This is a genomic window from Pantoea sp. Ap-870 (assembly GCF_011752515.1).
In the GTDB taxonomy this organism is placed as follows: domain Bacteria; phylum Pseudomonadota; class Gammaproteobacteria; order Enterobacterales; family Enterobacteriaceae; genus Pantoea; species Pantoea dispersa.
The window spans coordinates 665,854-689,593 of record NZ_VWXG01000001.1; the positions used below are offsets into that span (position 1 = coordinate 665,854).

Sequence of the window (23,740 nt, forward strand, 5' to 3'; positions counted from 1 at the left end):
TGCAGATTTAGCCGAGATTACCGCTCAGGCGATCGCGGAAATCGCTGCTGCGGTTATCCAGACCGGTGAAGGTGACGCTGGCGCCGTGCCGCTGGTAGCGGTACTCAATGGCGTCGAGCGCCGCCACGCTGGAGGCATCCCAAATCTGCGCGTGGGTCAAATCGATGGTGACGCGCTGCGGATCGTGGCCGTAGTCAAAATGCTCAAACAGATCGTTGCTGCTGGCGAAAAACAGCGGTCCGCGCACCGTGTAGTGCACCTGCTGGCCATCGTCACTCAGCTGACGTTCGGCATGGATCACGTGAGCGATGCGGCGGGCAAACAGCATCATGGCGAGCATCACGCCCACCAGCACGCCAAGCGCGAGGTTACCGGTCCACACCGTGACAGCGACAGTCAGCACCATCACCAGCGTTTCCGACCACGGCATGCGTTTTAGCGTGGCCGGCTGCAGGCTGTGCCAGTTCACGGTTTTTACCGCGACCACCATCATAATGCCCGCCAGCACCACCATTGGAATCTGTGCCATGATCTGGCTCAGACCGGTGACCAGCAACAGCAGCACCAGCGCCGCGGCCACGGTGGACACCCGGGTACGCGCCTTGCCCAGCTCAACGTTAACAATGGTCTGGCCGATCATCGCGCAGCCGGCAATACCGCCGTAAAAGCCTGCCAGAATATTGCCGACGCCCAGCGCCCAGGATTCACGCCGCTTGCCGGAAGGCGTATCGGTCATGTCATCCACCAGTTTAGCGGTCAGCAGGGATTCCATCAGGCCGACGAAGGCGACCGACAGCGCGGTGGGCCAGACAATCTGCAGCGTGTGCAGATTAAGCGGTACCAGCAGGGTATTGAAATCCGGCAGGCCGGCGCGCATTGGCCCTTCATCGCCGACGTTGGGCACGCGATAGCCCAGCAGCAGCGCGACAGCGGTGACAACCACAATAGCCACCAGCGGCGAAGGCACGCTTTTAAGCACTTTGGGCAGCAGCAGCACGATGGCCAGCGTGGCGGCGAACAGCAGCCACACCAGACCCGACTCGCCCCAGACGTGCGGCACCTGCGCAAAGAAAATCAGTATTCCCAGCGCGTTAACGAAGCCGATCATCACCGAGCGCGGAATATAGCGCATCATGCGCGACAGCCCGGCAAGGCCGAAAATGATTTGAATCATACCGCCGAGGATCACCGCCGGCAGAATGTACTCCACGCCATGCGCGTGCACCATCGGTCCGATCACCAGCGCGACGGAACCGGCCGCCGCGGTGACCATCGCTGGCCGTCCTCCCAGAATCGACAGCGTCAGGCACAGCACCACCGAAGCGACAAGACTGACTTTAGGGTCGACGCCGGCAATCACGGAGAACGAAATCACTTCCGGTATCAGCGCCAGGGCGGTAATCACCCCGGCCAGGCACTCGCGGGTGAAAAGAGAGGGTGAACGCAGCACACGTGCGACCGTGATGTCGCTCGCTGTGGCTGCGGGGCGATCGGCAGTTTGACTCATCTGTTGCAGGCTCTTTTATTGGATGCGCATGCCGTCACGGCATAGCAATATTTAGTGGAAAAGTTAACGCGGGTGATGTTACCGGGGGATGACGCGAGGCGCCAGTAAAACGGGGCGATAGGGTTGATTCCATCCCTGGAATCCGCTGCGGCTACAGCGAAAAATCATCCGGAGTCTGGTGAACCACCAGCTCCAGCAGGTGACGGTAGACATCCAGCTGGACGACATCGGCTTCCTGCTCCAGCCGGCCAATCAGGGCGGCAATAATGGCCTTATTGGTCACCGGCATACCGCTGTGCAGGATTTCAGCAATGAGATGGCCCAGGACTTCCATCTCATTGGTTTCACTGTTAACGGCCTGTTTGAAATTGTCAGCGAGGACATCGCTGCTGTTGACAGCATTTTGCATGTGTAAGCCCTTAAGATTGGCTGATGGCCCAGCGGCCAGCACAACCAGGATGAAATATTTCCGCGCGGACAGGCGCGAAAAACCTGACTCACCACCCAACACAAAAAGACACCTCTGAAGGTGGAAATCCACAACACCTTCAGAGGCGACGCAACTGCATCATTCGTTACCGAATCGTTAACCGATTCATGGCGGCTAAAGTTATACAGTAACCCCTAATCTGTACAAGCGGTGGCTTGTGCATTTCGTGCTTATCAGGCTAATTTACTCAATAATATGGAGTATTTTGCCGAAAAAAGTTATACAGGCAAGCTGTACACGCGGCCTGATCGGCCTTTTTGCAACTTAAGTGAAACTGGTAATCTGCGCGCAGCACGACTAAATTTGCTGATGTAAGCAAACTTTTCATTCGTACGTCGCTTAGCTTATAATAACCCTCCCATTTAGTTAGAACTCTAACCATTAGGCCGCTACGCTTTGACTGACCATCCACAACCGTTTTCCCGTCTGTTGCATCTTACTGCCCATGCGTGGCGGCTGGCGGTTGATCGTCGCCTGAAAGAGAGCGGTTTGAGTATGAGTAGCTGGCTGGCAATTGCCAGCGTAGCGACCGCCAGTGAACCGCCGACGCAAAAGGCGCTGGCACAGCTATTGGGGCTGGAGGAAGCCAGTGTGGTGCCGCTGGTCGATCGGCTGGTGAAACAGCAGCTGCTGGCACGGGTGCAGCCAAAGGAAGATCGTCGCAAGCGCCTGCTGGTGTTAACCGAGCAGGGCGGCGAGGCGTTCGCTACGGTAAAAACGCAGGCGGATGCGCTGCGCGCCCAGCTGCTGGCCGATATCGATCCCGCCGCGCTGGCAGTGACCGAAAATGTGTTGCAGCAGCTGCTTGAACGCTTAGGAAACGTATAGCCGTGGCGAAACGTAACCCGTATGCCCCTCGCGAATGGCTGCCGCACGAAAAGCCGATGCTGCCGGGATCGCCCTCGACACCGCTGCATGCGCCATCGAAACGCATCGCGTTTGGCCTGATCGGCCTGCTGATCTCCATTACCGGCGCGCTGAGTAATGCGCTGGTGACCGCCAACCTCACCAATCTGCAGGGCACCTTCGCCGCATACAGCAACGAAATTGCCTGGCTGCCGGCGGTCTACGTGATGGGCAATATCTCCATTAATCTGTTGCTGGTGAAGTTCCGCCAGCAGTTTGGTCTGCGGCTGTTTACCGAAGCTTTTCTGGTGCTGTACGTCATCGTGGCGTTTTTTCACATCCTCGCTAACGATCTCAGCTCGGCGATTATCGTGCGTACCGCGCACGGCATGGTGGGCGCGGCGCTCAGCTCGCTGGGCATCTATTATCAGATCCAGGCCTGGCCGGCGAAGCACCGTCTCAAAGCGCTGGTGATTGGTATCACCGCCTCACAGCTGGCGATTCCGCTGGCGCGGCTGTTCTCCAGCGAGCTGCTGCAGCTGGAGGAGTGGCGCGGCCTCTATCTGTTTGAGCTGGGCCTGGCGATGATTGCGCTGGGCTGCGTGCTGGTGGTCAAGCTGCCGCCGGGCGACCGTATCAAAGCGTTCGAAAAGCTCGATTTCGTCACATTTATGCTGCTGGCACTGGGCATGGCGTTATTGTGCGGCGTGCTGTCGCTCGGGCGCATTGAGTGGTGGTTCAGCACACCCTGGCTTGGTGTCTGTCTGGCGCTGGCGCTGGTGCTGATTGTCGCGGCGGTGGTGCTGGAGCATAACCGCGCTAACCCGCTGATTAACACCCGCTGGCTGAGCAATGGCATGATCGTGCGGCTCGGCATCGTGATGATCATGATGCGCATCGTGCTGGCCGAGCAGAATACCGGCGCGGTGGGCTTTCTGCAGCAGCTGGGCCTGCTCAACGATCAGATGCGCGGGCTGGCGCTGGCGATCATTGCGGGCGTGATCTGCGGCATGATTGCCAGCGCGCTGACCATCAAACCCAACCATCTGAGCTGGCCAATCGTGGTCTCGCTGGCCGTAATGATTGTCGCCTCGCTGATGGATGCGCAATCCAGCCCGCTGACGCGCGCCAGCAATCTCTACTTCAGCCAGTTTCTGCTCGGTTTCAGCAGTGCCTTTTTCCTTGGGCCAGCGATGCTGCTTGGCATCGGCGGCGTGGTGACTCAGCCGAAAAATCTGGTGAGTTTTGTCGTGCTGTTTGGCATGAGCCAGAATCTTGGCGGGCTGATTGGCTCCGCCATTCTCGGCACCTTCCAGACGTGGCGCGAAAAATATCACTCCAGCCTGCTGGGCGATCAGCTGTCGCTGCTCGATCCCAATGTGGTGGATCGCCTTAGCCAGTACAGCGCGCTGTTTCGCAGCCAGCTGGCGGACAGCGGCCTGCTCAGCGCGCAGAGCAACAGTCAGCTGCAAACCGTGGCCACGCTGCAGGCCAACGTGCTGGCTTATAACGATACCTATTTACTGACTGCCGCGCTGGCAATGGTAACGCTGATGTGGGTGCTGTGGCGCCTGACGCGGCTGCGTTATCTCAACTGGCGCCAGGCGCGACATAATCTGACTGAGCAACAGCAGCAGGCTGCGCCAGCAAACCGAACGGAGACCCCATGAGTCAACAGGACGATCTACAGGCTGCGGAGCGCGAGCGCACCAACCGCCGACGCATTCTCTCTATCGCCGCCGGGAGCGGTATCGCCATCGTGGGCGTGCTGGTGATCTTATACGCCTGGCAGCTGTGGCCCTTCACCAGCACCATCCAGTCAACGGAAAACGCCTACGTGCGCGGCCAGGTGACCTTTATCAGCCCGCAGGTCAGCGGCTACCTGACGAACGTTGAGGTGGTGGATCTGCAGCCGGTGCGCAAAGGACAGCTGCTGATGACCATTGACGATCGTATCTATCGCCAGCGCGTGCATCAGGCGCAGGCACAGCTGGCGATGAAGATTGCCGCGCAGAATAACAACCAGCAGCAGCAGAAGAGTGCGGAGGCCACAATCGCCAGCAATAAAGCCGCGCTGGAGAATGCCAAAGCGCAGGCGCTGAAAAGCAGTCTGGATTTGAGGCGGGTGGAAAATCTGGCGGCGGATGGCTCGCTGTCGGTACGCGAGCGTGACGCCGCGCGCGCAGCCAATGCGCAGGCTCAGGCCCAGCTGCGCCAGGCGGCGGCGCAGGTGGCGGTCTCGCAGCAGAATCTGCAAACCACTATCGTTAACCGCGCGGCGCTGGCCGGCGACGTAGCCAGCGCGCAGGCGGCACTGGAGCTGGCCAATATCGATCTGGACAACACGCGCATTATCGCGCCGGACAGCGGCCAGCTCGGTCAGCTGTCGGTGCGCAAAGGCACCTACGTTACTGCCGGCACGCGGCTGACCTCGGTGGTGCCGGATAATAAATGGGTGATTGCCAACCTGAAGGAAACCCAGCTGGCGCGCGTGCGCCCCGGCCTGCCGGTGTCGATCCGCGTTGATGCGCTGGACGGCAAGCGCTTTGACGGCCGCGTTGAGTTTATCTCGCCCGCCGCCGGATCTGAGTTCAGCGCCATCTCGCCAGATAACGCCACCGGTAACTTCGTGAAAATCGCCCAGCGCATTCCGGTGCGCATCAAAATTCTTGGTGACGATCTGCAGCAGCTGCGGCCCGGGATGTCGGTGGAAGTCGACATTGATACCGCCGCCGAACCACACCGGGATGCGTTATGAAGCGGCCGTTACTCGCGGTGCTCATCGCGCTGCTGCTGACCGGCTGCGCCCGCGAAGTGGAGCAGGCGCCGTCATCGCTGCCGATTCCGCCCGACTGGCGCCAGCAGGTCGGGCCCGCCGCCGCGCCGGAAGCGCAGTGGTGGCGCAGCTTTGGTGATGATCGCCTCAACTGGCTGGTAAACCAGGCGCTGCAGCACAACAGCGATATTCTCATTGCCCGGTCGCGCGTCGATCAGTATCGCGCCGAGCTGCGCGCTGCGCAGGGCGACAACTTCCCGACGCTGTCGGCGGGCGTGGCGGCAACCCATCAGCGTGCGCTGTCAGCGGCGACCGGTCAGCCGTACGAAAGTGCGGTATTTCAGGGACTGCTGCAGGCGAATTATGAGGTCGACTTATGGGGCAGCCGCAGCAACAGCATCCGCGCGGCGGAAGCCACGCTGGCGGCGCAGCGTGCGGCGGCCTCGGCAGCCGAGCTGACGGTGGCCAGTTCGGTCGCGTCCGGTTACCTCAGCCTGTGCGCGCTCGACGAGCAGCTGCGCGTCACCGAGGCCACGCTGGAAACGCGGCAGAACTCGCTGAATCTGGCGCAGCGTCAGTTCGAAACCGGCTATACCTCGCGGCTGGAATGGATGCAGGCGGCATCGGAGTATCAGACGGCGAAAGCGCAAATTCCCCAGCTGCAGCATCAGATCGCCCAGCAGGAGAACGCGCTCAGCATTCTGGTCGGCATGAATCCGCGCCAGATTGCGCGCAGCAGCCAGTTCGACCAGCTGCGACCACACGCACTGCCGTCGCTGCTGCCGTCGCAGCTGCTGAATCGCCGGCCTGACATTGTCCAGGCGCAGCGCCTGCTGCTGGCGAGCGACGCGTCGCTGGCGGCGGCACAGGCACAGCTGCTGCCATCGCTCAACCTGACGGCGTCCGGCACGCTGCAGAGCAGCCAGCTACACGATCTGCTGGATAATCCGTTCCGCCTGTGGAGCATCGGCGGCAGCGTGCTGGCACCGCTGCTCAACCGCGAAGCCCTGACCGCGCAGGTGGATGTGGCGATGGCGTCGCGCAACCAGGCGCTGTACGGCTACGAAAGGGTGGTGCGCAACGCCTTTGCCGAGGTGGATAACGCGCTGGATGCCATTACGCGCAGCCAGCAGCAGCTAACAGAGTTGCAGGCGCAGGAGCGCTACGTTGCCGAGGCGTGGCGGATTGCGCGCAACCGTTATCAGAATGGCTATGCGTCCTATCTCGATGAGCTTGATGCGCAGCGCACGCTGTTCAGCACCCAGCTGAATATTGTGGCGGTGAAAAACACGCTGCTGCTGGCGCAAATCGATCTCTACCGCGCACTTGGTGGCGGCTGGCAGGGTTGATCATCATGCCGCAGCCGCCTGGCTGCGGTTATAAATGACGTCTTAAGCCCGTTCACCCCGCTTTCACAACAGCACCAGCCCGAACTTAAGTGGTTCATGCTTTTTTTTACTTGTCTTTACAATTAGTGGTATTATCCGCGGCGCTTTACACAGTCTGAACGGAACTATGCAGGGGTTGTTGCCTGCACGGCCGCGTGGTTGCGCGGCTTGCCATGACAGGGGAAGAAAAGGAAATGATGAATAAAAAAGCCACGCTGGCACTGCTGGTTGCAGCGGTATTAATCACCGGCTGTGCATCGCGCACGGCACCGATCCAGAACGTCAGCCAGACGGTCGCACAGAGCTACAGCGATCAGCAGATGCAGCGCGCTATCGTGGAAGCTGGCGCGGCCAATCACTGGGTGATCTCACCGGCGGGTCCGGGCGTGATGAATGGTCTGCTGGCAGAACGCGGCCACACGGCGAATATCCGTATCACCTACACTGCTAACAGCTACCGCATTGATTACGTCAGCAGCACCAATCTGAAAGCAGGCAGTGGCCAGATTCACCGTAACTATAACCGCTGGATTCAGAACCTGAACCAGGGCATCCAGACCCGTCTGGCGGTGCAGGCGGTAAAATAAGTCATCACGCGCGCCGCTAACAGTTAATCGTAAAGTTAGCCGGCACGCTGCCGAAATAGAAACAGGCGGACCCGATGTTCGCCTGAGAACTCGGCGACATCCGCGTGAGGCGGATGACTGGAATAGAGAGCAGGGAAGGGATGCCGCGCAGCGAAAATCTGACCATCCCTGAGGCTGAAGAAAGAATGCAGGTATGAAACTCGCTTACTCCCTTGTTGACTGGCATGCCATCGCGCCGGGCCACAGCAGCGCCGACGACTGGCAGCGCTGGGCGCAACACGCGCCGGTACTGGATGCCTGCCTGGCTATCGCCAAACCTCAGTTTTTACCGATGATGACTGCCCGTCGTCTCAGCCCCGGCAGCCGTGCCGCCGTTGAGTGCGGCCTTGCGCTGCTGGCCCGACAGTCGGTTGACGCCGTGGTGTTTACCAGCCGCCATGGCGAACTGGAACGCAATCTGCGTATTCTGCGTACGCTCGCGGACGGCCAGCCGCTATCCCCCACCGACTTCGCAATGTCCGTGCACAACTCGGCGGTCGGCAGCCTGACCATCGCCGCACGTCAGCCGTTAGTGTCATCGTCAATTTCTGCCGGCATCGACAGCTTCCAGCAGGGCCTGCTTGAGGTCAGCACGCTGCATCAGGCCGGTTACCAGCAGGTGCTGCTGGTGGATTTTGACGGGGTGGTGCCCGACTACTACCGGCCGTGGCTGCCGGAGATCGCTACTTTTAATGCACCCTACGCGGTTGCGCTGCTGCTGCGCGCCGGCGAAGCGTGGCGCTGTACGGCGACCGCCGCCCGCTCTCAGCCCGATGCGCTACCGCAGAGCCTGCAGTTTCTGCATGCAATGCTGAGCGAGACGGCGGATTTCACCCTGGCCGGCGAGCGTCATCAGTGGCGCTGGGAGCGTGCTCATGGCGGATAACGCTATGCCGATGCGCCAGCGGCGCAGTGGCAACTATTACTGGCGGCTGGTGATGACCGCGCTTTGCTTTAGCCTGTTCAGCATTGGCGGTCTGTTGCTGTCGCTGATCTGGTTCAACCTGCTGCTGCTGATTCAGCGTGACGGTCTGCGCCGGCGGCAGATCGCGCGCCGCAGCATTGCATGGAGCTTTCGCTGCTTTCTGCGCTTCTGCCGTTTTGTCGGCGTGTATGACTATCAGATGCTGGGCGCAGAAGCGCTGCGTCAGGATCGCGGCTGCCTGATTGTCGCTAACCATCCGTCGCTGATCGATTACGTGATGATCGCCTCGCTGTTACCCGAGATGGATTGCCTGGTGAAGGCCGACCTGCAGCACAACATTTTCTTCCGCGGCGTTATTAAATCAGCCGATTACCTGATTAACAGCGAGGCGGAGACGCTACTGCCGGATAGCCAGCAGCGGCTGGCACGCGGCGATACCATTCTGATTTTCCCCGAAGGGACGCGCACCCGCTACGGCCAGCCGCTGCAACTGCAGCGCGGTGCGGCAAATATTGCGGTGCGCGCCGGATGCGATCTGCGCGTGATTCATATCACCTGTACCCAGCGTATGCTCGACAAGCAAAGCCGCTGGTATCAGATTCCGCTGGTTAAACCGGTTTTTACGGTACGCGTACAATCGCGTATTGCCAGCCACGCCTTTCACGAAGCGGATGAGGATGCGCAGCCGCTGGCCGCGCGCCGTTTGACGCGTTATTTGCAACAGGCGCTGGTGCCTGAAGAGACAAAGTAAGTTATGCAAGCACTGATTGACGACATTAAAACCATGATTATCGACACGCTGAATCTGGAAGATATCAGTCCGGATGATATCGATAGCGATGCACCGCTGTTTGGCGAAGGGCTGGGGCTCGACTCGATCGATGCGCTGGAGCTGGGACTGGCGGTGAAAAACCGCTTCGGCGTGCAGCTCTCCGCCGAGAGCGAAACGCTGCGGGCGCACTTTTTTTCCGTGGCCACGCTGGCCGCTTTTGTTGAACAACAGCAAGCCTGAGAACCGTCGACATGAATAAACAAGATATTTACCAGGAAGTGGCGACGCTGCTGACTACGCTGTTCGAAATTGATCCGGACGAGATCCGCCCGGACGCTCGCCTGTATGAAGATCTCGAACTCGACAGTATTGATGCGGTTGACATGGTGGTGCATCTGCAAAAACGCACCGGGCGTAAGATCAAGCCAGAAGCCTTCCGCGCGGTGCGCACCGTACAGGACGTGGTTGACGCCGTCGACCAGCTGATGCGCGACCAGGCCTGATAAACGCCATGCACAGGCTGTTGCAGCTGCTGAGCGCGCTGGCGCTGATCGCCTGGCCATTGCTGGTATGGCTGGCGCTGACTCACCCGCAGTGGCGCGGCGTGCTGGTGCTGCTGGCGCTGGTGTTTGCGGCGCGTATCTGGAGCCTGCGTCAGGCGCAGGGCGCGCTGAACCGCACGCTGCTGCTGCTGGCGCTGATCGGCTGCCTGCTGTCTCTCGCCAGTATCGTGTTGCGGGCGCAGCATCTGCTGCTGTGGTATCCGGTGGTGGTGAATGGCCTGTTGCTTCTGCTGTTCGCCGCGTCGCTGTTCAGCCCGATGCCGCTGGTAGAGCGCCTGGCGCGCCTGCGTGAACCTCAGCTGCCGCCGCGTGCCGTTCGTTATACCCGACGCGTGACGCAGGTGTGGTGCGGGTTTTTTATTTTCAACGGCAGCGTGGCCCTGACTACCTGCCTGCTGAGTCATATCCGGCTATGGACACTCTGGAACGGGTGCATCAGCTATGTGCTGATGGGCGCGCTGATGGGCGGCGAATGGCTGCTGCGTCAGCGCATGAGGAAACACGCATGAAGGCCGTGGCGATTCGCGACTGGCTGCACGGCGCCGATCGTCTCGTAGCCTGGCAGGGGCAACAGCAGCATACGCTGGCGCAGATGCGGCAGCAGGTGCTGGGCTTAACCCATCAGCTACAGGCGCAGCCTGGCGCACGCTGGGCGCTGTGCTTTGACAACAGTTACCACTTTACCGTGGCGCTGCTGGCGAGCTGGTACGCCGGCAAAACGCCGGTCATCCCCGGCCACTGCCGCGCAGCGCAGCTGGAAGAGATGCACGACAGTCTTGATGGCGTGATCAGCGATATGCCGCTGGCGGTCACCCTGCCACAGCTACGCTGGGACGGCGCGCTGGCGCAGGGCGCGCTGCCAGAGATAGCGGCGCAGGCGAGTCTGGTGCTGTTCACCTCCGGCTCAACCGGAACGCCGCGTCGCGTGGTCAAATCACTGCGCGCCATGGATCTCGAAGCCCAGTGGCTGGCCGATCTGTGGGGCACGCGTCTGCAGGCGTGTCACGTCATTGCCTCGGTAAGCCATCAGCATCTGTATGGCCTGAGTTTTCGCATTATTCTGCCGATGGCGCTCGGCCTGCCGTTCGCCGCGCAGCAAATTTTTTATGGTGAGCAACTGGCGGATCAGCGTGCCGATCGCCGCTACGCCTTTATCAGCAGCCCGGCGTTTTTGCGCCGGCTGGACACGGCGCTGGTGGCGCCGCCCTGTGCACTGATTGTCTCCGCGGGCGGCGCGCTGCCGGGCGCGGATGCGCAACGCGCGCAGCAAACGCTGGACTGCGCAGTGGATGAAATTTATGGCAGTACCGAAACCGGGGTGATCGCGTGGCGCCGGGCCAGCGATGACGCTGCGCTGTGGCAGTGTTTCCCCCACGTTTCGCTGCGCGAGATCGCGCCGCAGCGCTGGCAGGTCTTCTCCGATCTGCTGGAGAGCCGCGCGGGCTGTGCGCTGGACGATCGTATCGTGCAGCAGCCGTCGGGCCAGTTTCGGCTGGCAGGGCGCCAGGATCGGGTGGTGAAAATTGAAGACAAGCGCGTGTCGCTGAGCGAAGTAGAGCGTCGCCTGCTGGCGCTGCCTGGTGTGGAAGATGCCGCCGCGCTGGCGATTCAGCGTCACGGCCGCCATGCCATCGCGGTGGTGCTGGCGCTGCCGCAGCTGCCAGACGCCGCCACGCTGCACCAGCGTAAACAACAATGGAAACGCGCGCTGCAACCCTGGCTGGAGCCGGTCGCCATGCCGCGCTACTGGCGGGTGGTGACGGCAATTCCGGTCACGGCGCAGAGCAAACGCGCATGGCCGCAGATAGAGGAACTGTTTGATGTTACCGGTTGAATTAGACGCGCAACAGCAGGACGACACGCTCACCCTGCGCCTGCTGGCGGCTGCCGACCTGCTGTGGTTTCGCGGCCACTTCCCGACGCTGCCGATTCTGCCGGGAGTGGCGCAGCTTGACTGGGTACTGCACTACGGCCTGACGCGCCTCGCGCCGGGTAAGAGCTTTGCCTCGATTGAAAATATCAAATTCCAGCAGCCGGTGCCGCCGGATGCGCAGCTGGAGCTGCAGTTGCAGTGGCTGCCGGAAAAGTCGCTGCTAAGTTTTCGCTACGCGCTGCTGCGCGGTGCGCAGGCTGAGGTCGCCAGCAGCGGGAAGATTCGCCTGTGCTGAGTGCCTCTTTTGCGCCCTGCGTGCTGATTCCCTGCTACAACCACGGTGCCATGCTGGCGTCGGTGCTGGCGCGGCTGGCCCCGTTCAACCTGCCGGTGATCGTGGTCGACGACGGCAGCGATGCCCGGACCAAACAGCATATCGCTGCGCTGGATGCGCCGCAGCTCCGGGTGCTGACGCTGCCGCACAACCAGGGTAAGGGAGCGGCGGTGATTGCCGGACTGCGCGCCGCCGCGGCCGCGGGCTTTAGTCATGCGCTGCAGCTGGACGCCGACGGACAGCATCAGGTGGAGGACACACCGCGCATGCTGGCAGAGGCCGAACGCTATCCGCACTGCCTGATCTCCGGCCAGCCGCAGTACGATGCCTCAATCCCGAAATCCCGGCTCTATGGACGCTACATCACCCATTTCTGGGTATGGGTGGAAACGCTGTCGTTTTCGCTGAAAGACAGCATGTGCGGTTTCCGCGTCTATCCGCTGGCAGCGTCGCTTGAGCTGTGCGATCGCCGCGCTATCGGCCAGCGCATGGATTTTGACACCGAGATCATGGTGCGCCTCTACTGGCAGGGCACGCCGAGCCGGTTTATCCGCACGCGCGTGACCTATCCGCCGAGCGGCGTCTCACACTTTGACGCGCTGCATGACAACCTGCGTATCTCGTGGATGCACACCCGTCTGTTCTTTGGCATGCTGCCACGCATCCCGCAGCTGCTATCCCGCCGGCGTCAGCAGGCGCACTGGGCAGCGACGCCAGAGCGCCGCGGCCAGTGGGGGCTGCGCTTTATGCTGTGGCTGTACCAGCGTGCCGGCCGCCTGCCGTTTATTCTGCTGCTGTGGCCGGTGGTGGCGGTGTACTGGCTCAGCGGTCGCGCGGCGCGGGCGGCGTCGCAGCAGTGGCTGACGCGCGTACAGGCCGTGGCGCATCAACAGCAGATTGCGCTGCCGCGGCCGCTCAGCAGCTATTGCCACTTCCTGCGTTTTGGCAACAGCATGCTGGATAAAGTCGCCAGCTGGCGCGGTGACCTGCAATGGGGACGCGATATCGACTTCGCGCCCGGTGCGGAAGCGGTGATTCGCGGCGCTGAAGGCAAAGGCCAGCTGATTCTCGCCTCGCATCTGGGCGATATCGAAGCCTGCCGGGCGATGGCGAAGCAGGTCAGCGGTCTGGTGATCAACGCGCTGGTATTCACCGACAACGCCCAGCGCTTCCGCGCGGTGCTGGAGAGCATTGCGCCGCAGGCGGGCGTCAATCTGCTGCCGGTCAGTGATATCGGCCCGGACACCGCAATTTTACTGCAGCAAAAGCTGGATGCCGGTGAGTGGGTGGCCATCGTTGGCGACCGCACCGCCGTGCAGCGTCAGCGCGGCGGCGAACGGCGCGTGGTGTGGAGTGAATTTATGGGCCAACCGGCACCGTTCCCGCAGGGACCTTTTGTGCTGGCGGCGGCGCTGCGCTGTCCGGTGCTGCTGATGTTCGCGCTGCGCCAGCAGGGCAAACTGCGCGTGCACTGCGAGGCCTTTGCCGATCCTTTACCGCTGCCGCGCAACGGGCGACAGCAGGCGCTGCAGGCGGCGGTCGATCGCTACGCTGCGCGCCTGCAGCATCATGCCCTGCTGGCACCGCTGGACTGGTTTAACTTTTACGATTTCTGGGCTCTGCCCGAAGAGGAGCAACGCGATGCGTGACGCAAGCTGGCGCGCGGAGATTGAACGGGTGGTCTCGTTTCATGACTGCGATCCGATGGGCGTGGTGTGGCACGGCAACTATTTCCGCTACTTTGAAGTGGCGCGTGAAGCGCTGCTGCGCAGTATCAACTACAGCTATGCAGAGATGAGCGCCAGCGGCTACGCTTGGCCGGTGGTCGATACCCGGGTTAAATACCGCCTGCCGCTGCGCTGTGAAGAGGCCATTCGTGTTGAAGCCAGCATCAGCGAATATGAAAACCGGCTGCGCATCGATTATGTCATCCGTAACGCTGCCGGGCAGGTGACCACCAAAGCGCACACGCTGCAGGTGGCGGTCAGCGCCAGCACGCAGGAGATGTGCTTTGTCTCGCCGGATATTCTGCTGCAGCGTTTGGGGGTGTCATCATGATTCGTCTGTTCTGCCTGCTGCTGACGCTGCTCAGCGCCAGCGCCAGCGCGGTGACGCTGGAACAGCTACAGCAGCGCTTTGCCAGCCAGCCGGTGATTCGTGCCAGCTTTGTTCAGGTGCGCAGCATCGCCGGCATGGCGCAGCCGCTGGTGTCGCGCGGCCAGCTGTTGATTGCTCAGCAGCAGGGGCTGTGGTGGCACCAGGCGACACCGTTCCCGATGACGCTGATTCTGGATGATCACCGTATGGTGCAAAGCATGAGCGGCCAGCCGCCACAGGTGATCACCGCAGACAGCAATCCGCAGATGTTCCAGTTTAACCATCTGCTGCGCGCGCTGTTCCAGGCGGATGAGCAGGTACTGCGCGAGAATTTTGAGCTCAATTTCCGTGATGACGGTGGCGACGGCTGGCAGCTGAGCCTGACGCCGAAAGCGGCACCGCTGAATAAGATTTTCAACCGCATCGATCTGCAGGGTGCGGCGTATCTCAACCGCATCACGCTGGACGACCGCCAGGGCGATAAAACGGAAATCACCCTGAGCGATACCCGTACGCAGCCCGGCCAACTGACTGATGAAGAGCGAGCCCGTTTTGCCGCAGCGCAGTGAGATTTTTGCCGCGCGCGCCTGGCTGGCCGTCTGTCTGCTGCTGATGCTGGCGCTGGCCTGGTTACTGCCGCGCAGCCACATTAACAGCAGCGTGCTGGCTCTGCTGCCGCAGCAGAATCTTGGCCAGGCGCCGGCAGAGATTCAGCAGGGGTTTATGCAGCGGCTCGACCGCCAGCTGGTGTGGCTGGTGAGTGCGCCCGGTGCGGACGGTGACGCCGCCGCCGCGTGGTGGCAGGCGCAGCTCCGGGCACTGCCGATGCTCAGTGAGGTCAGCGGCGCGCTGGATGATGATCAGCTGCAGCGCTGGGGAAGCTTTGCTTATCAGCATCGCAACGGGCTGATCGATCCGCTGACGCGTGCGCGACTGCAGCACGGCGGCGGCGCGCAGGCCGACTGGATTCTGGCGCAGCTGTTTTCGGCGTTTGCCGGGGTGAGCAGCAAAGAGCTTGCCGGTGACCCGCTGCTGCTGGTGCGTGGCGCGCAGCTGGCGCTGCAGCAGAACGCCAGCAAAATGGTGCTGCACAACGGCTGGCTGACGGTCAGCGATGCGCAGCAGCGCCGCTGGTATTTTCTGCACGGCGAACTGGTACATAACGCCTTCAGCATGGCGCAGAGCCATCAGCTGGTCAGCGCGCTGCATCAGCTTGAGCAGCAGTTGAGACAGCGCTGGCCGCAGGCGCAGCTGCTGACGCGCGGCACGGTGCTGTTCAGCGACGATGCCAGCCAGCGCGCGCAGCATGATGTTGCCACGCTGGGCAGTGTGACGCTGGGCGGTTTACTGCTGCTGGTGTGGCTGGTGTTTCGCTCACTGCGGCCGCTGGCGCTGAGCGCGCTGTCGGTAGCCATCGGGGCGATGGCCGGCACCGTGTTCACGCTGCTGTTTTTTGGTGAGCTGCATCTCACCACGCTGGTGATGAGTCTCAGTATTGTCGGCATCTCGGCCGATTATACGCTGTACTACCTGACGGAACGCATGGTGCACGGCGAGCACGCCACACCGTGGCAGAGTCTGCATAAAGTGCGCGGTACGCTGCTGCTGGCGTTGGGCACCACGGCGATCGCCTGGCTGCTGATGCTGCTGGCACCGTTTCCCGGGCTGCGCCAGCTGGCGGTATTTGCCGCCAGCGGCCTGAGCGCCTCGTGCCTGACGGTGATCTGTTTCTATCCGTGGCTGGTGCGCGGCCTGCCGGTGCGACCGGTGCCAGCGATGGTGTGGCTGGCGCGCTGGCTGGCCGCGTGGCGCCGCCAGCGCGGGCTGCGCGTCGGGTTACCGCTGCTGGTAGCCCTTTACGCGCTGAGCGGCATCTTACAGCTGCGCGTCGACGATAATATTGCTCATCTGCAGAGCGCGCCGGCGCAGCTGCTGGCGCAGGATCGCCAGCTGGCGCAGCTCACCGGGCAACAGGCCGATCAAACCTGGTTTGTCGTCTGGGGTGATAACGAGCAGCAGGTGTTGCAGCGGCTTAATGCGCTGGCGCCCGAACTGCAGCGCGCGCAGCAGCAGGGCTGGCTGGCGAGCTATCGCCTGCTGCCGCTCAGCACGCTGGAACAGCAGCAGCAGGATGTCGCGCTGTTACAGCAGGCGGCCCCGACCATCATGGCGCGTCTGCAACAGGCCGGTATTCGTCCGGCGCAGGCCAGTCTGCAGCCGATGCCGGTCAGCGTGCAGGCGTGGCTGGCGAGTCCGCTGAGTGAAGGCTGGCGGCTGCTGTGGCTTTCGCTGCCTGACGGACGCAGCAGCGTGCTGGTCCCGGTGAGCGGCGTGCAGAACAGTGCCGCGCTGCAAAAGCTGGCGACAGCGCAGGCAGGTGTGAGCTGGGTTGATCGCAAGGCCCGTTACGATGAGCTGTTTGGCTTCTGGCGCACGCTGCTAAGCGGCCTGCTGGCGCTGGCGCTGCTGCTGATCACCGTCAGCTACACCCTGCGCCTTGGCCTCAAAGCCGGGCTGCGCAGCGCGCTGCCGTCATGGCTGTCGCTGGCGGCCGCGCTGGCCACGCTCGGCTGGCTGGGTGCCAGTCTGAATCTGTTTGCGCTGCTGGCGCTGATTCTGGTGCTGGGCATTGGCATCAATTACACGCTGTTTTTCAGTAATCCGCGCGGCACGCCGCTGACGTCGATGCTGGCGGTGACGCTGGCGATGATGACCACGCTGCTGACGCTGGGCATGCTGGTATTCAGCAGCACCAGCGCCATCAGCAGCTTTGGTACTGTGCTGTGCAGCGGAATTTTTTGTGCATTTTTACTGGCGCCGCTGGCGCTGGCGGGCGGAAAAAGGAAATCACGATGAGAATGGGTGCGTTACTGCTGGCGCTCAGCCTGCTGCTGAGCGGGTGTGCGTCTCACCATGACGAGTCCAGCCGGCCCACGGCCTGGCTCAAACCCGGCGTGCGCGTCACGCTGCCGGCACCGGGCATCTCGCCCGGCTTTCAGCAGCAGCAGTTGCTGACCGGGCGCGTGAAGGGCAAAACCCAGTCATTGCTGGTGCTGCTCAGCGCGGATGCGCAGCAGATCTCGCTGGCCGGGCTGTCGTCGCTTGGCATCCGGCTATTCCGCGTCACTTACGATCAACAGGGGATTCATACCCAGCAGATGATGGCGCTGCCCGACCTGCCGCCAGCCAGCCAGGTGCTGGCCGATATTATGCTGAGCTACTGGCCGGTCAGCGCGTGGCAGCCGCAATTGCCGTCCGGCTGGACGCTACGCGATGTGGGCGACCGGCGCGAATTGCGCGATGCCTCCGGCCAGTTGATCAGCCAGATTCATTATCTGCAGCGCGGGGAACAGCGTGAGCCGATTAGCGTCGATCAGCGCGCCTTTGGCTATCAGATTCACATCCAGCATCTGGACGCCTCCTCATGATTTACCTGTCGGCTTTTGGCATGGTCAATGCGCTGGGCAGCAGCCTGGCGCAGATTGCCGCCCAGCTACAGCAGGGCACAGCGCCCGGCATGCAGCCGCGTGACGGCTGGTTAGCGCAGGGCAAGCGCTGCTGGCTGGGTGAAGTGCCGGGCGCGCTGCCGCCGGTACCGGCTGAACTGGCGGCGCATGATACGCGCAACAATCGATTGCTGCTGGCGGCGCTGCAGCAGTGCCAGCCAGCGCTGGATGAGGCGATTACGCGCTATGGTCGCGCCCGCGTGGCCATCGTGCTGGGCACCAGTACTTCCGGCGTGGATGAGGGCGATCGGCAGACGGACGGCGGCCATGCCGGTTATGACTACCGGATGCAGGAACTGGGCGATCCGTCGCGCTTTCTGGCGCACTATCTGCAGCTGGATGGCCCGGCGTACACGATTTCTACTGCCTGCTCCTCCAGCGCGCGCGCCATCATTAGCGGGGCGCGGCTGATTGCTGCCGGTCTGGCCGACGTAGCGCTGGTGGGCGGTGCGGACTCGCTCAGCCGCATGCCGATTAACGGCTTTGCCAGCCTCGATTCGCTGTCGGAACATCACTGCGCACCGTTCAGCGCCGGACGCGACGGTATTTCGATTGGCGAAGCGGCGGCGCTGCTGCTGCTGACGCGCGAGCCGCAGCCGCTGGCGCTGCTGGGTTGCGGTGAATCGTCAGATGCCTGGCACATGTCAGCGCCGCATCCGCAGGGCGTGGGCGCGGAAGCCGCCATGCGCATGGCGCTGCAGCAGGCCGGTTTGCAGCCGCACGAGGTGGGCTATATTAATCTGCACGGTACCGCCACGCCGCTGAACGATCAGGTTGAAGCGGCGGTGATTCACCGTCTGTTCGGTGACGCCGTGCCGTGCAGTTCCACTAAGCACCTCACCGGCCACACGCTGGGCGCAGCAGGCGCCACCGAAGCGGCGCTGGCGGCCCTGATTATCCAGCAACAGTTGTCGCTACCGCCGCAGGATTTTTCGCACGCGACGCAGGATAGTACGCTGCCGCCCTGTGGACTGCTGACGGTGACACAGCCGCTGGCGCGCCCGGTGATTGCCTCCAACTCATTTGCCTTTGGCGGGAACAATACCTGCCTGATTGTAGGATCTTCGCATGAATGATTTTTTGCCGGTGGGCGATTACCTGCCGCACCGCGCGCCGCTGCTGCTGCTTGAGCGCGTGCTTGATGTCACGCCAGACAGTGTTGTCTGTGCAGTCACGGTGAGCCCGCACGGCGTGCTGGCACCGTTTCTCACGCCGCAGGGCGAGCTGCCGGCGTGGTTTGGCGTCGAGATTATGGCGCAGACCGTGGGCGTCTGGTCCGGTTTTCATGCCCGCCAGCGCGGTGCCAGTGACATCCGCCCCGGCATGCTGCTGGGCGGGCGCGGCTATCGCGCCAGTGCGTCCACCTTCGCGGCACACAGTGCGTTGCAGATTGAGATGCACCTGCTGATGCGCGATGACAAGCTGGGCAGTTTTGAGGGCGAGATCCGCTGCGGCACCAGCCTGCTGGCCAGCGGACGACTGAACACCTACCAGCCCGATGACGACGAATTAACCCGATTAGCGCAACAAGGAACCGAGTGATGACCCGCAGCGTATTAGTAACCGGGGCCAGTAAAGGTATTGGCCGTGCCATGGCTTTACGTCTGGCCGCCGACGGATTTGATATTGTGGTGCATTACCACCGCGACGCCGCCGGTGCGCAGCAGACGCTGGCGCAGATCGTTGCCGCAGGCGGCCGCGGCCGCACGCTGCAGTTTGACGTGGCACAGCGGGAAGCCACGCGTAACGCGCTGGAGCAGGATATCGCCGCGCACGGGGCTTATTATGGAGTGATCAGCAATGCGGGCATTACCCGCGACGGTGCTTTTCCGGCGCTCACCGAAGACGAATGGGACAGCGTGATCCACACTAACCTCGACAGCTTTTACAACGTGATTCATCCCTGCGTCATGCCGATGATCGGCCTGCGCCAGGGCGGACGCATCATTACCCTCTCTTCCGTATCCGGCATGATGGGCAACCGCGGACAGGTCAACTACAGCGCGGCCAAGGCCGGTATCATCGGCGCCACCAAAGCGCTGGCGATTGAACTGGCGAAACGCAAAATTACCGTTAACTGTATTGCGCCAGGTTTGATCGATACCGGCATGACCGATCTTGAGCCGCAGGTAATCGACGAAGCGCTGAAAATTATTCCGATGAAACGCATGGGCGCGGCAGACGAAGTCGCTGGCCTGGCCAGCTATCTGATGTCGGATATCGCTGGCTACGTTACGCGGCAGGTGATTTCCATCAACGGAGGGATGTTGTGATGCAGCGGGTAGTGGTTACCGGTATGGGCGGCGTCACCGCTTTCGGTGAGAGCTGGAGCGCGGTGGCGCAGCGCATTAAACAGGGCCAGAATGCGGTACGTAAAATGCCGGAGTGGCAAGTCTATGATGGCCTGCACACGCTGCTGGGCGCACCGATCGATGACTTCACGCTGCCGCCGCACTACACGCGTAAACGCATCCGCGCCATGGGCCGCGTCTCACTGCTGGCGACGCGTGCCACCGAGCTGGCGCTGGAGCAGGCCGGCCTGATTGACCATCCGGTGCTGACCAGTGGTGAAACCGGCATCGCCTATGGGTCTTCGACCGGCAGCACCGGTCCGGTGAGCGAATTCGCCACCATGCTGACGGAAAAGCACACCAACAACATCACCGGCACCACCTACGTGCAGATGATGCCGCACACCACGGCGGTAAACGCCGGGCTGTTTTTTGGTCTGCGCGGCCGCGTGATTCCGACATCCAGCGCCTGCACCTCCGGCAGCCAGGCGATCGGCTACGCATGGGAAGCGATTCGTCATGGCTACCAGACGGTGATGGTCGCCGGCGGCGCTGAGGAGCTGTGCCCGTCGGAAGCAGCGGTGTTCGACACGCTGTTTGCCACCAGTCAGCGTAACGACGCGCCGCACACCTCACCGGCACCGTTCGATCAGCAGCGCGACGGCCTGGTGATTGGCGAAGGCGCGGGCACGCTGATTCTGGAGTCGCTGGCACATGCGCAGGCGCGCGGCGCGACCATCTATGCTGAGCTGGTCGGCTTCCACACCAACTGTGATGCGGCCCATATCACCCAGCCGCAGCGTGAAACCATGCAGATTTGTATCCAGCGCGCGCTGGACAGCGCAGGGGTTACGGCAGAGCAGATTGGTTACATCAACGCGCACGGTACCGCCACCGATCGCGGCGATATCGCCGAGAGCCTGGCCACGGCAGCGATTTTTGGCAACCGCACGCCGATCTCGTCGCTGAAAAGCTACTTCGGTCACACGCTGGGTGCCTGTGGCGCGCTGGAAGCCTGGATGAGTATCGAGATGATGCGTGAGGGCTGGTTTGCGCCCACGCTGAACCTGACCCAGCCTGCTGCCGAGTGCGGCGAGCTGGATTACATCACCGGCGAGCCTCGTCTGCTGCAGACCGATTATATCCAGTCAAACAACTTTGCGTTCGGCGGCATCAACACCTCGCTGGTGTTTAAACGCTGGCGCGACGCCTGATTCGCTCCGTTTACCCAGCATTCCCGTCGTCCGGCGGGAATATTCTTCCCCCGATGATGCGTCTGGCGGTGGTACACCGCCGGATTTCGCTTGCATTTGGCTGTACGCTGCGCATAATCGCAAACCGCAATAATAATGATTCTCAGTATAGTTTGCATCAGGGGATAACCATGCGCAGAACGCCTTTCAATCCCGGAATGAAACCGACGCTGCTGGCCATGCTGGTCAGCGCCGGTTGTTTGCCAGTGATGGCTGCTACCACTAACACCAGTAATGCTCCTCAGGGCGCTAACGAACAGCAAACGCTGACCGTCACCGCCACGCCGCAGAGTGAATTCAAACCCGGCGGCAACGACTTAGTACCGGCCTTTCTCGACGGCCAGATTGCCCACGGCGGTCGCCTCGGCATGCTGGGCGAGCAAAACGCCATGGACGTGCCGTTCAACGTCATCGGCTATACGGCAAAAATGATTCAGGACCAGCAGGCGCAAACCATCGCCGATGTGGTGCGCAACGATGCGGGGGTGCAGAACGTCAAAGGTTACGGCAATTTCGCTGAAACTTACCGCATTCGGGGGTTCACTCTCGACGGCGATGATATGACTTTCGGCGGTCTGCCCGGTGTGGTGCCGCGCCAGGTGATGGACGCTTCGCTGATCGATCGCGTGGAGATCTTCAAAGGCGCGAACAGTCTGGTTAACGGCGCAGCCAGTTCCGGCGTCGGCGGTATGATCAACCTCGAGCCGAAACATGCCGACGATACGCCGATCAATCGCGTGGGCCTCGATTACACCTCCTCGTCTCAGGTTGGCGGAACGCTGGACGTGGGGCGCCGCTTTGGCGATAACAATCAGTTTGGCGTGCGGGTTAACGCCGTGCATCGCGAGGGCGAAACCGGCGTTGACGGCGAGAAAAAACGCACCACGGCGGCCTCGGTCGGTCTTGATTATCGCGGCGATCGGCTGCGCACCTCGCTGGACGTTGGCTATCAGAAGAAAACCTTCCATGACGGCTTACAGGGGGTGAAATTCGCCAGCGCCGGCGTGATCCCGGCGGTGCCGTCAAATTCGCATAACTACAGCCAGAAATGGGTGTATAGCGATATGGAATCTGAATTCGGTATCGCCAAAGCAGAATACGATATTACCGACAGCTGGACGGCCTATGCCGGCCTCGGCGCACAGCACGCTCATGAAACCGGCAACTACGGCGCGCCGACCATTACCAACAGCAACGGTGACGGCACCATCAGCAGCTTCTACTCCAACCGTATTCAGGACAACATGAGCGGCATGGTGGGGCTGCGCGGTGAGTTCCACACTGGTTTCGTCAGTCATAAAGTCAACGTGGGTTACTCGGCGCTGACCACCAATGCGAAAAATGCCTACGATATGTCGCTGGTGGGCACGCCGTTTAATATCTACCACAGCGGTGACGTGGCGGAACCGGCGGCCACCTTCGCCGGCGGCAAGTTCTCCGATCCGCTTACCACGTCACGTACCCGCACCCAGGGCTATCTGCTGAGCGATACGCTCGGATTACTGGACGATACGCTGCTGGTGACCGTCGGTGCTCGCCATCAGAAAGTGGTGGTGCGCAGCTATAACTACAACACCGGCGCGGAAAGCGTTGATTCGCGCTTCACCAACGACCGCTGGATGCCAACCTACGGCGTGGTCTACAAGCCGTGGAAAGAAGTGGCGCTGTACGCGAACCATACGGAAGCGCTGCAGCCTGGTGAAGTAGCCCCTAAAGACGCCGTCAACTATGGCACTGTGACCGGCGTGGCGCACTCGAAGCAGAATGAGATCGGTGTGAAAACGGATTTCGGCCGCATCGGCGGCTCGCTGGGGCTGTTTGAAATCCAGAAACCGTCCGGCCTGATCAACAGTGACAATGTCTACGTCATGGATGGCGAGCAGCGCCATCGCGGCGTGGAAGCCAACGTGTTTGGTGAGCCGGTGCTGGGCCTGCGCCTCAACGCCAGCGCCACCTGGATCGATCCGGTGATGAAGAAAACCGCCGGCGGCACTTACGATGGCAAACAGGCGATCGGCGTGCCGCGCTACACCTACGTGCTGGGCGCGGAGTATGACATCAAGCCGGTGGAGGGTCTGACGGCCACGGCGCTGCTCAACCACAGCGGCTCTCAGTACGCCAACTCGGCCAATACCCTCAAGCTGGACAGCTATACCACGCTGGATCTTGGTATGCGTTACCGCATGAAGGTGAATCAGAACGATCTGGTGTGGCGCGTGGCGGTCGAAAACGTCACGAATGAGAAGTACTGGTCAAACGTTGATGACACCGGCACCTATCTCGCGCAGGGCGACCCGCGCACGCTGAAAATCAGCATGAGCTACGATTTCTAAGCGGCCACCACGGGGCGTAGTGACGCTCCGTGGTCTTTTCCGCCAGAAATAGTGCTGTACGTTGGCCGCTATTCCATTACACTCTGTGCGGCAATCCCGCTGAAAAACGCCTCTTTCCTGTTGAGTCATTATGAGTTCACCCGCGCCACCTGACGATCAC

Annotated in this window: 24 protein-coding genes; 22 read left to right on the plus strand and 2 right to left on the minus strand. The window is 61.8% G+C overall.

Going from position 1 to position 23,740, the window contains the following annotated elements; genetic code table 11:
• Positions 1-7: 7 nt before the first annotated feature.
• Together F3J41_RS03220 and F3J41_RS03225 are read right to left on the minus strand one after the other, a co-directional pair.
• Positions 8-1,507 (minus strand): SulP family inorganic anion transporter, encoded by a 1,500-nt coding sequence (locus tag F3J41_RS03220; protein ID WP_166709909.1) that lies wholly within the window; start codon positions 1,505-1,507, stop codon positions 8-10.
• Between the two features lie 151 nt (positions 1,508-1,658).
• Positions 1,659-1,916: a biofilm/acid-resistance regulator YmgB/AriR gene (locus tag F3J41_RS03225; protein ID WP_058759735.1), complete on the minus strand. Its 258-nt coding sequence runs from the start codon at positions 1,914-1,916 to the stop codon at positions 1,659-1,661.
• 477 nt (positions 1,917-2,393) lie between these two features.
• Between F3J41_RS03225 and F3J41_RS03230 the strand changes: the two genes are divergently transcribed.
• The 22 genes from F3J41_RS03230 (at position 2,394) to F3J41_RS03335 (ending at position 23,580) form a co-directional block, all read left to right on the plus strand.
• Complete coding sequence (locus F3J41_RS03230; RefSeq protein ID WP_058769594.1) at positions 2,394-2,825, plus strand: MarR family winged helix-turn-helix transcriptional regulator; 432 nt, start codon at positions 2,394-2,396, stop codon at positions 2,823-2,825.
• A gap of 2 nt (positions 2,826-2,827) precedes the next feature.
• Entirely contained in the window at positions 2,828-4,513 is a 1,686-nt protein-coding gene (locus F3J41_RS03235) for an MFS transporter (RefSeq protein ID WP_166709911.1), read from the plus strand.
• Positions 4,510-5,601, plus strand: a complete 1,092-nt coding sequence (locus F3J41_RS03240; protein ID WP_166709913.1) for an HlyD family secretion protein — start codon at positions 4,510-4,512, stop codon at positions 5,599-5,601. The genes F3J41_RS03235 and F3J41_RS03240 overlap by 4 nt, the downstream gene beginning before the upstream one ends.
• Positions 5,598-6,968, plus strand: a complete 1,371-nt coding sequence (locus F3J41_RS03245; RefSeq protein ID WP_166709915.1) for an efflux transporter outer membrane subunit — start codon at positions 5,598-5,600, stop codon at positions 6,966-6,968. The genes F3J41_RS03240 and F3J41_RS03245 overlap by 4 nt, the downstream gene beginning before the upstream one ends.
• A 236-nt stretch (positions 6,969-7,204) precedes the next feature.
• Positions 7,205-7,594, plus strand: a complete 390-nt coding sequence (locus tag F3J41_RS03250; RefSeq protein ID WP_058759697.1) for a hypothetical protein — start codon at positions 7,205-7,207, stop codon at positions 7,592-7,594.
• Between the two features lie 193 nt (positions 7,595-7,787).
• Positions 7,788-8,519, plus strand: a complete 732-nt coding sequence (locus F3J41_RS03255) for a beta-ketoacyl synthase chain length factor (RefSeq protein WP_166709917.1) — start codon at positions 7,788-7,790, stop codon at positions 8,517-8,519.
• Positions 8,509-9,309 (plus strand): 1-acyl-sn-glycerol-3-phosphate acyltransferase, encoded by an 801-nt coding sequence (locus tag F3J41_RS03260; protein ID WP_166709919.1) that lies wholly within the window; start codon positions 8,509-8,511, stop codon positions 9,307-9,309. The genes F3J41_RS03255 and F3J41_RS03260 overlap by 11 nt, the downstream gene beginning before the upstream one ends.
• A 3-nt stretch (positions 9,310-9,312) precedes the next feature.
• Positions 9,313-9,570: a phosphopantetheine-binding protein gene (locus F3J41_RS03265; protein WP_021508263.1), complete on the plus strand. Its 258-nt coding sequence runs from the start codon at positions 9,313-9,315 to the stop codon at positions 9,568-9,570.
• Between the two features lie 11 nt (positions 9,571-9,581).
• Positions 9,582-9,833 (plus strand): acyl carrier protein, encoded by a 252-nt coding sequence (locus F3J41_RS03270; RefSeq protein WP_021508262.1) that lies wholly within the window; start codon positions 9,582-9,584, stop codon positions 9,831-9,833.
• An 8-nt stretch (positions 9,834-9,841) separates the two neighbouring features.
• Positions 9,842-10,402 (plus strand): hypothetical protein, encoded by a 561-nt coding sequence (locus F3J41_RS03275; protein ID WP_058769599.1) that lies wholly within the window; start codon positions 9,842-9,844, stop codon positions 10,400-10,402.
• Complete coding sequence (locus tag F3J41_RS03280) at positions 10,399-11,727, plus strand: AMP-binding protein (RefSeq protein WP_166709921.1); 1,329 nt, start codon at positions 10,399-10,401, stop codon at positions 11,725-11,727. The genes F3J41_RS03275 and F3J41_RS03280 overlap by 4 nt, the downstream gene beginning before the upstream one ends.
• Positions 11,714-12,061, plus strand: a complete 348-nt coding sequence (locus F3J41_RS03285) for a hydroxymyristoyl-ACP dehydratase (protein WP_058780771.1) — start codon at positions 11,714-11,716, stop codon at positions 12,059-12,061. The genes F3J41_RS03280 and F3J41_RS03285 overlap by 14 nt, the downstream gene beginning before the upstream one ends.
• Complete coding sequence (locus F3J41_RS03290; RefSeq protein ID WP_166709922.1) at positions 12,055-13,749, plus strand: glycosyltransferase family 2 protein; 1,695 nt, start codon at positions 12,055-12,057, stop codon at positions 13,747-13,749. Before F3J41_RS03285 ends, F3J41_RS03290 begins: the two co-directional genes overlap by 7 nt.
• The gene (locus F3J41_RS03295) at positions 13,742-14,158 is read left to right on the plus strand and encodes a thioesterase family protein (protein WP_166709924.1); all 417 of its coding nucleotides are present in this window, start codon (positions 13,742-13,744) and stop codon (positions 14,156-14,158) included. Before F3J41_RS03290 ends, F3J41_RS03295 begins: the two co-directional genes overlap by 8 nt.
• Positions 14,155-14,766: an outer membrane lipoprotein carrier protein LolA gene (locus F3J41_RS03300; protein ID WP_166709926.1), complete on the plus strand. Its 612-nt coding sequence runs from the start codon at positions 14,155-14,157 to the stop codon at positions 14,764-14,766. The genes F3J41_RS03295 and F3J41_RS03300 overlap by 4 nt, the downstream gene beginning before the upstream one ends.
• A complete protein-coding gene (locus tag F3J41_RS03305) occupies positions 14,732-17,053 on the plus strand; it encodes an MMPL family transporter (protein ID WP_166709928.1) in 2,322 nt (773 codons plus the stop codon). Before F3J41_RS03300 ends, F3J41_RS03305 begins: the two co-directional genes overlap by 35 nt.
• Positions 17,050-17,625 carry a DUF3261 domain-containing protein gene (locus F3J41_RS03310; protein ID WP_059010480.1) on the plus strand — a complete coding sequence of 192 codons (576 nt, stop codon included), beginning with the start codon at positions 17,050-17,052 and terminating at the stop codon, positions 17,623-17,625. Before F3J41_RS03305 ends, F3J41_RS03310 begins: the two co-directional genes overlap by 4 nt.
• Positions 17,622-18,779: a beta-ketoacyl-[acyl-carrier-protein] synthase family protein gene (locus F3J41_RS03315; protein ID WP_059010479.1), complete on the plus strand. Its 1,158-nt coding sequence runs from the start codon at positions 17,622-17,624 to the stop codon at positions 18,777-18,779. The genes F3J41_RS03310 and F3J41_RS03315 overlap by 4 nt, the downstream gene beginning before the upstream one ends.
• Complete coding sequence (locus F3J41_RS03320) at positions 18,772-19,245, plus strand: hotdog family protein (protein ID WP_021506454.1); 474 nt, start codon at positions 18,772-18,774, stop codon at positions 19,243-19,245. The genes F3J41_RS03315 and F3J41_RS03320 overlap by 8 nt, the downstream gene beginning before the upstream one ends.
• Positions 19,245-19,976: a 3-ketoacyl-ACP reductase FabG2 gene (locus F3J41_RS03325; protein ID WP_058759685.1), complete on the plus strand. Its 732-nt coding sequence runs from the start codon at positions 19,245-19,247 to the stop codon at positions 19,974-19,976. Before F3J41_RS03320 ends, F3J41_RS03325 begins: the two co-directional genes overlap by 1 nt.
• Positions 19,976-21,208: a beta-ketoacyl-ACP synthase gene (locus F3J41_RS03330; protein WP_166710256.1), complete on the plus strand. Its 1,233-nt coding sequence runs from the start codon at positions 19,976-19,978 to the stop codon at positions 21,206-21,208. Before F3J41_RS03325 ends, F3J41_RS03330 begins: the two co-directional genes overlap by 1 nt.
• Before the next feature lie 170 nt (positions 21,209-21,378).
• A complete protein-coding gene (locus F3J41_RS03335) occupies positions 21,379-23,580 on the plus strand; it encodes a TonB-dependent siderophore receptor (RefSeq protein WP_166709930.1) in 2,202 nt (733 codons plus the stop codon).
• The last annotated feature ends 160 nt before the right edge of the window (positions 23,581-23,740 follow it).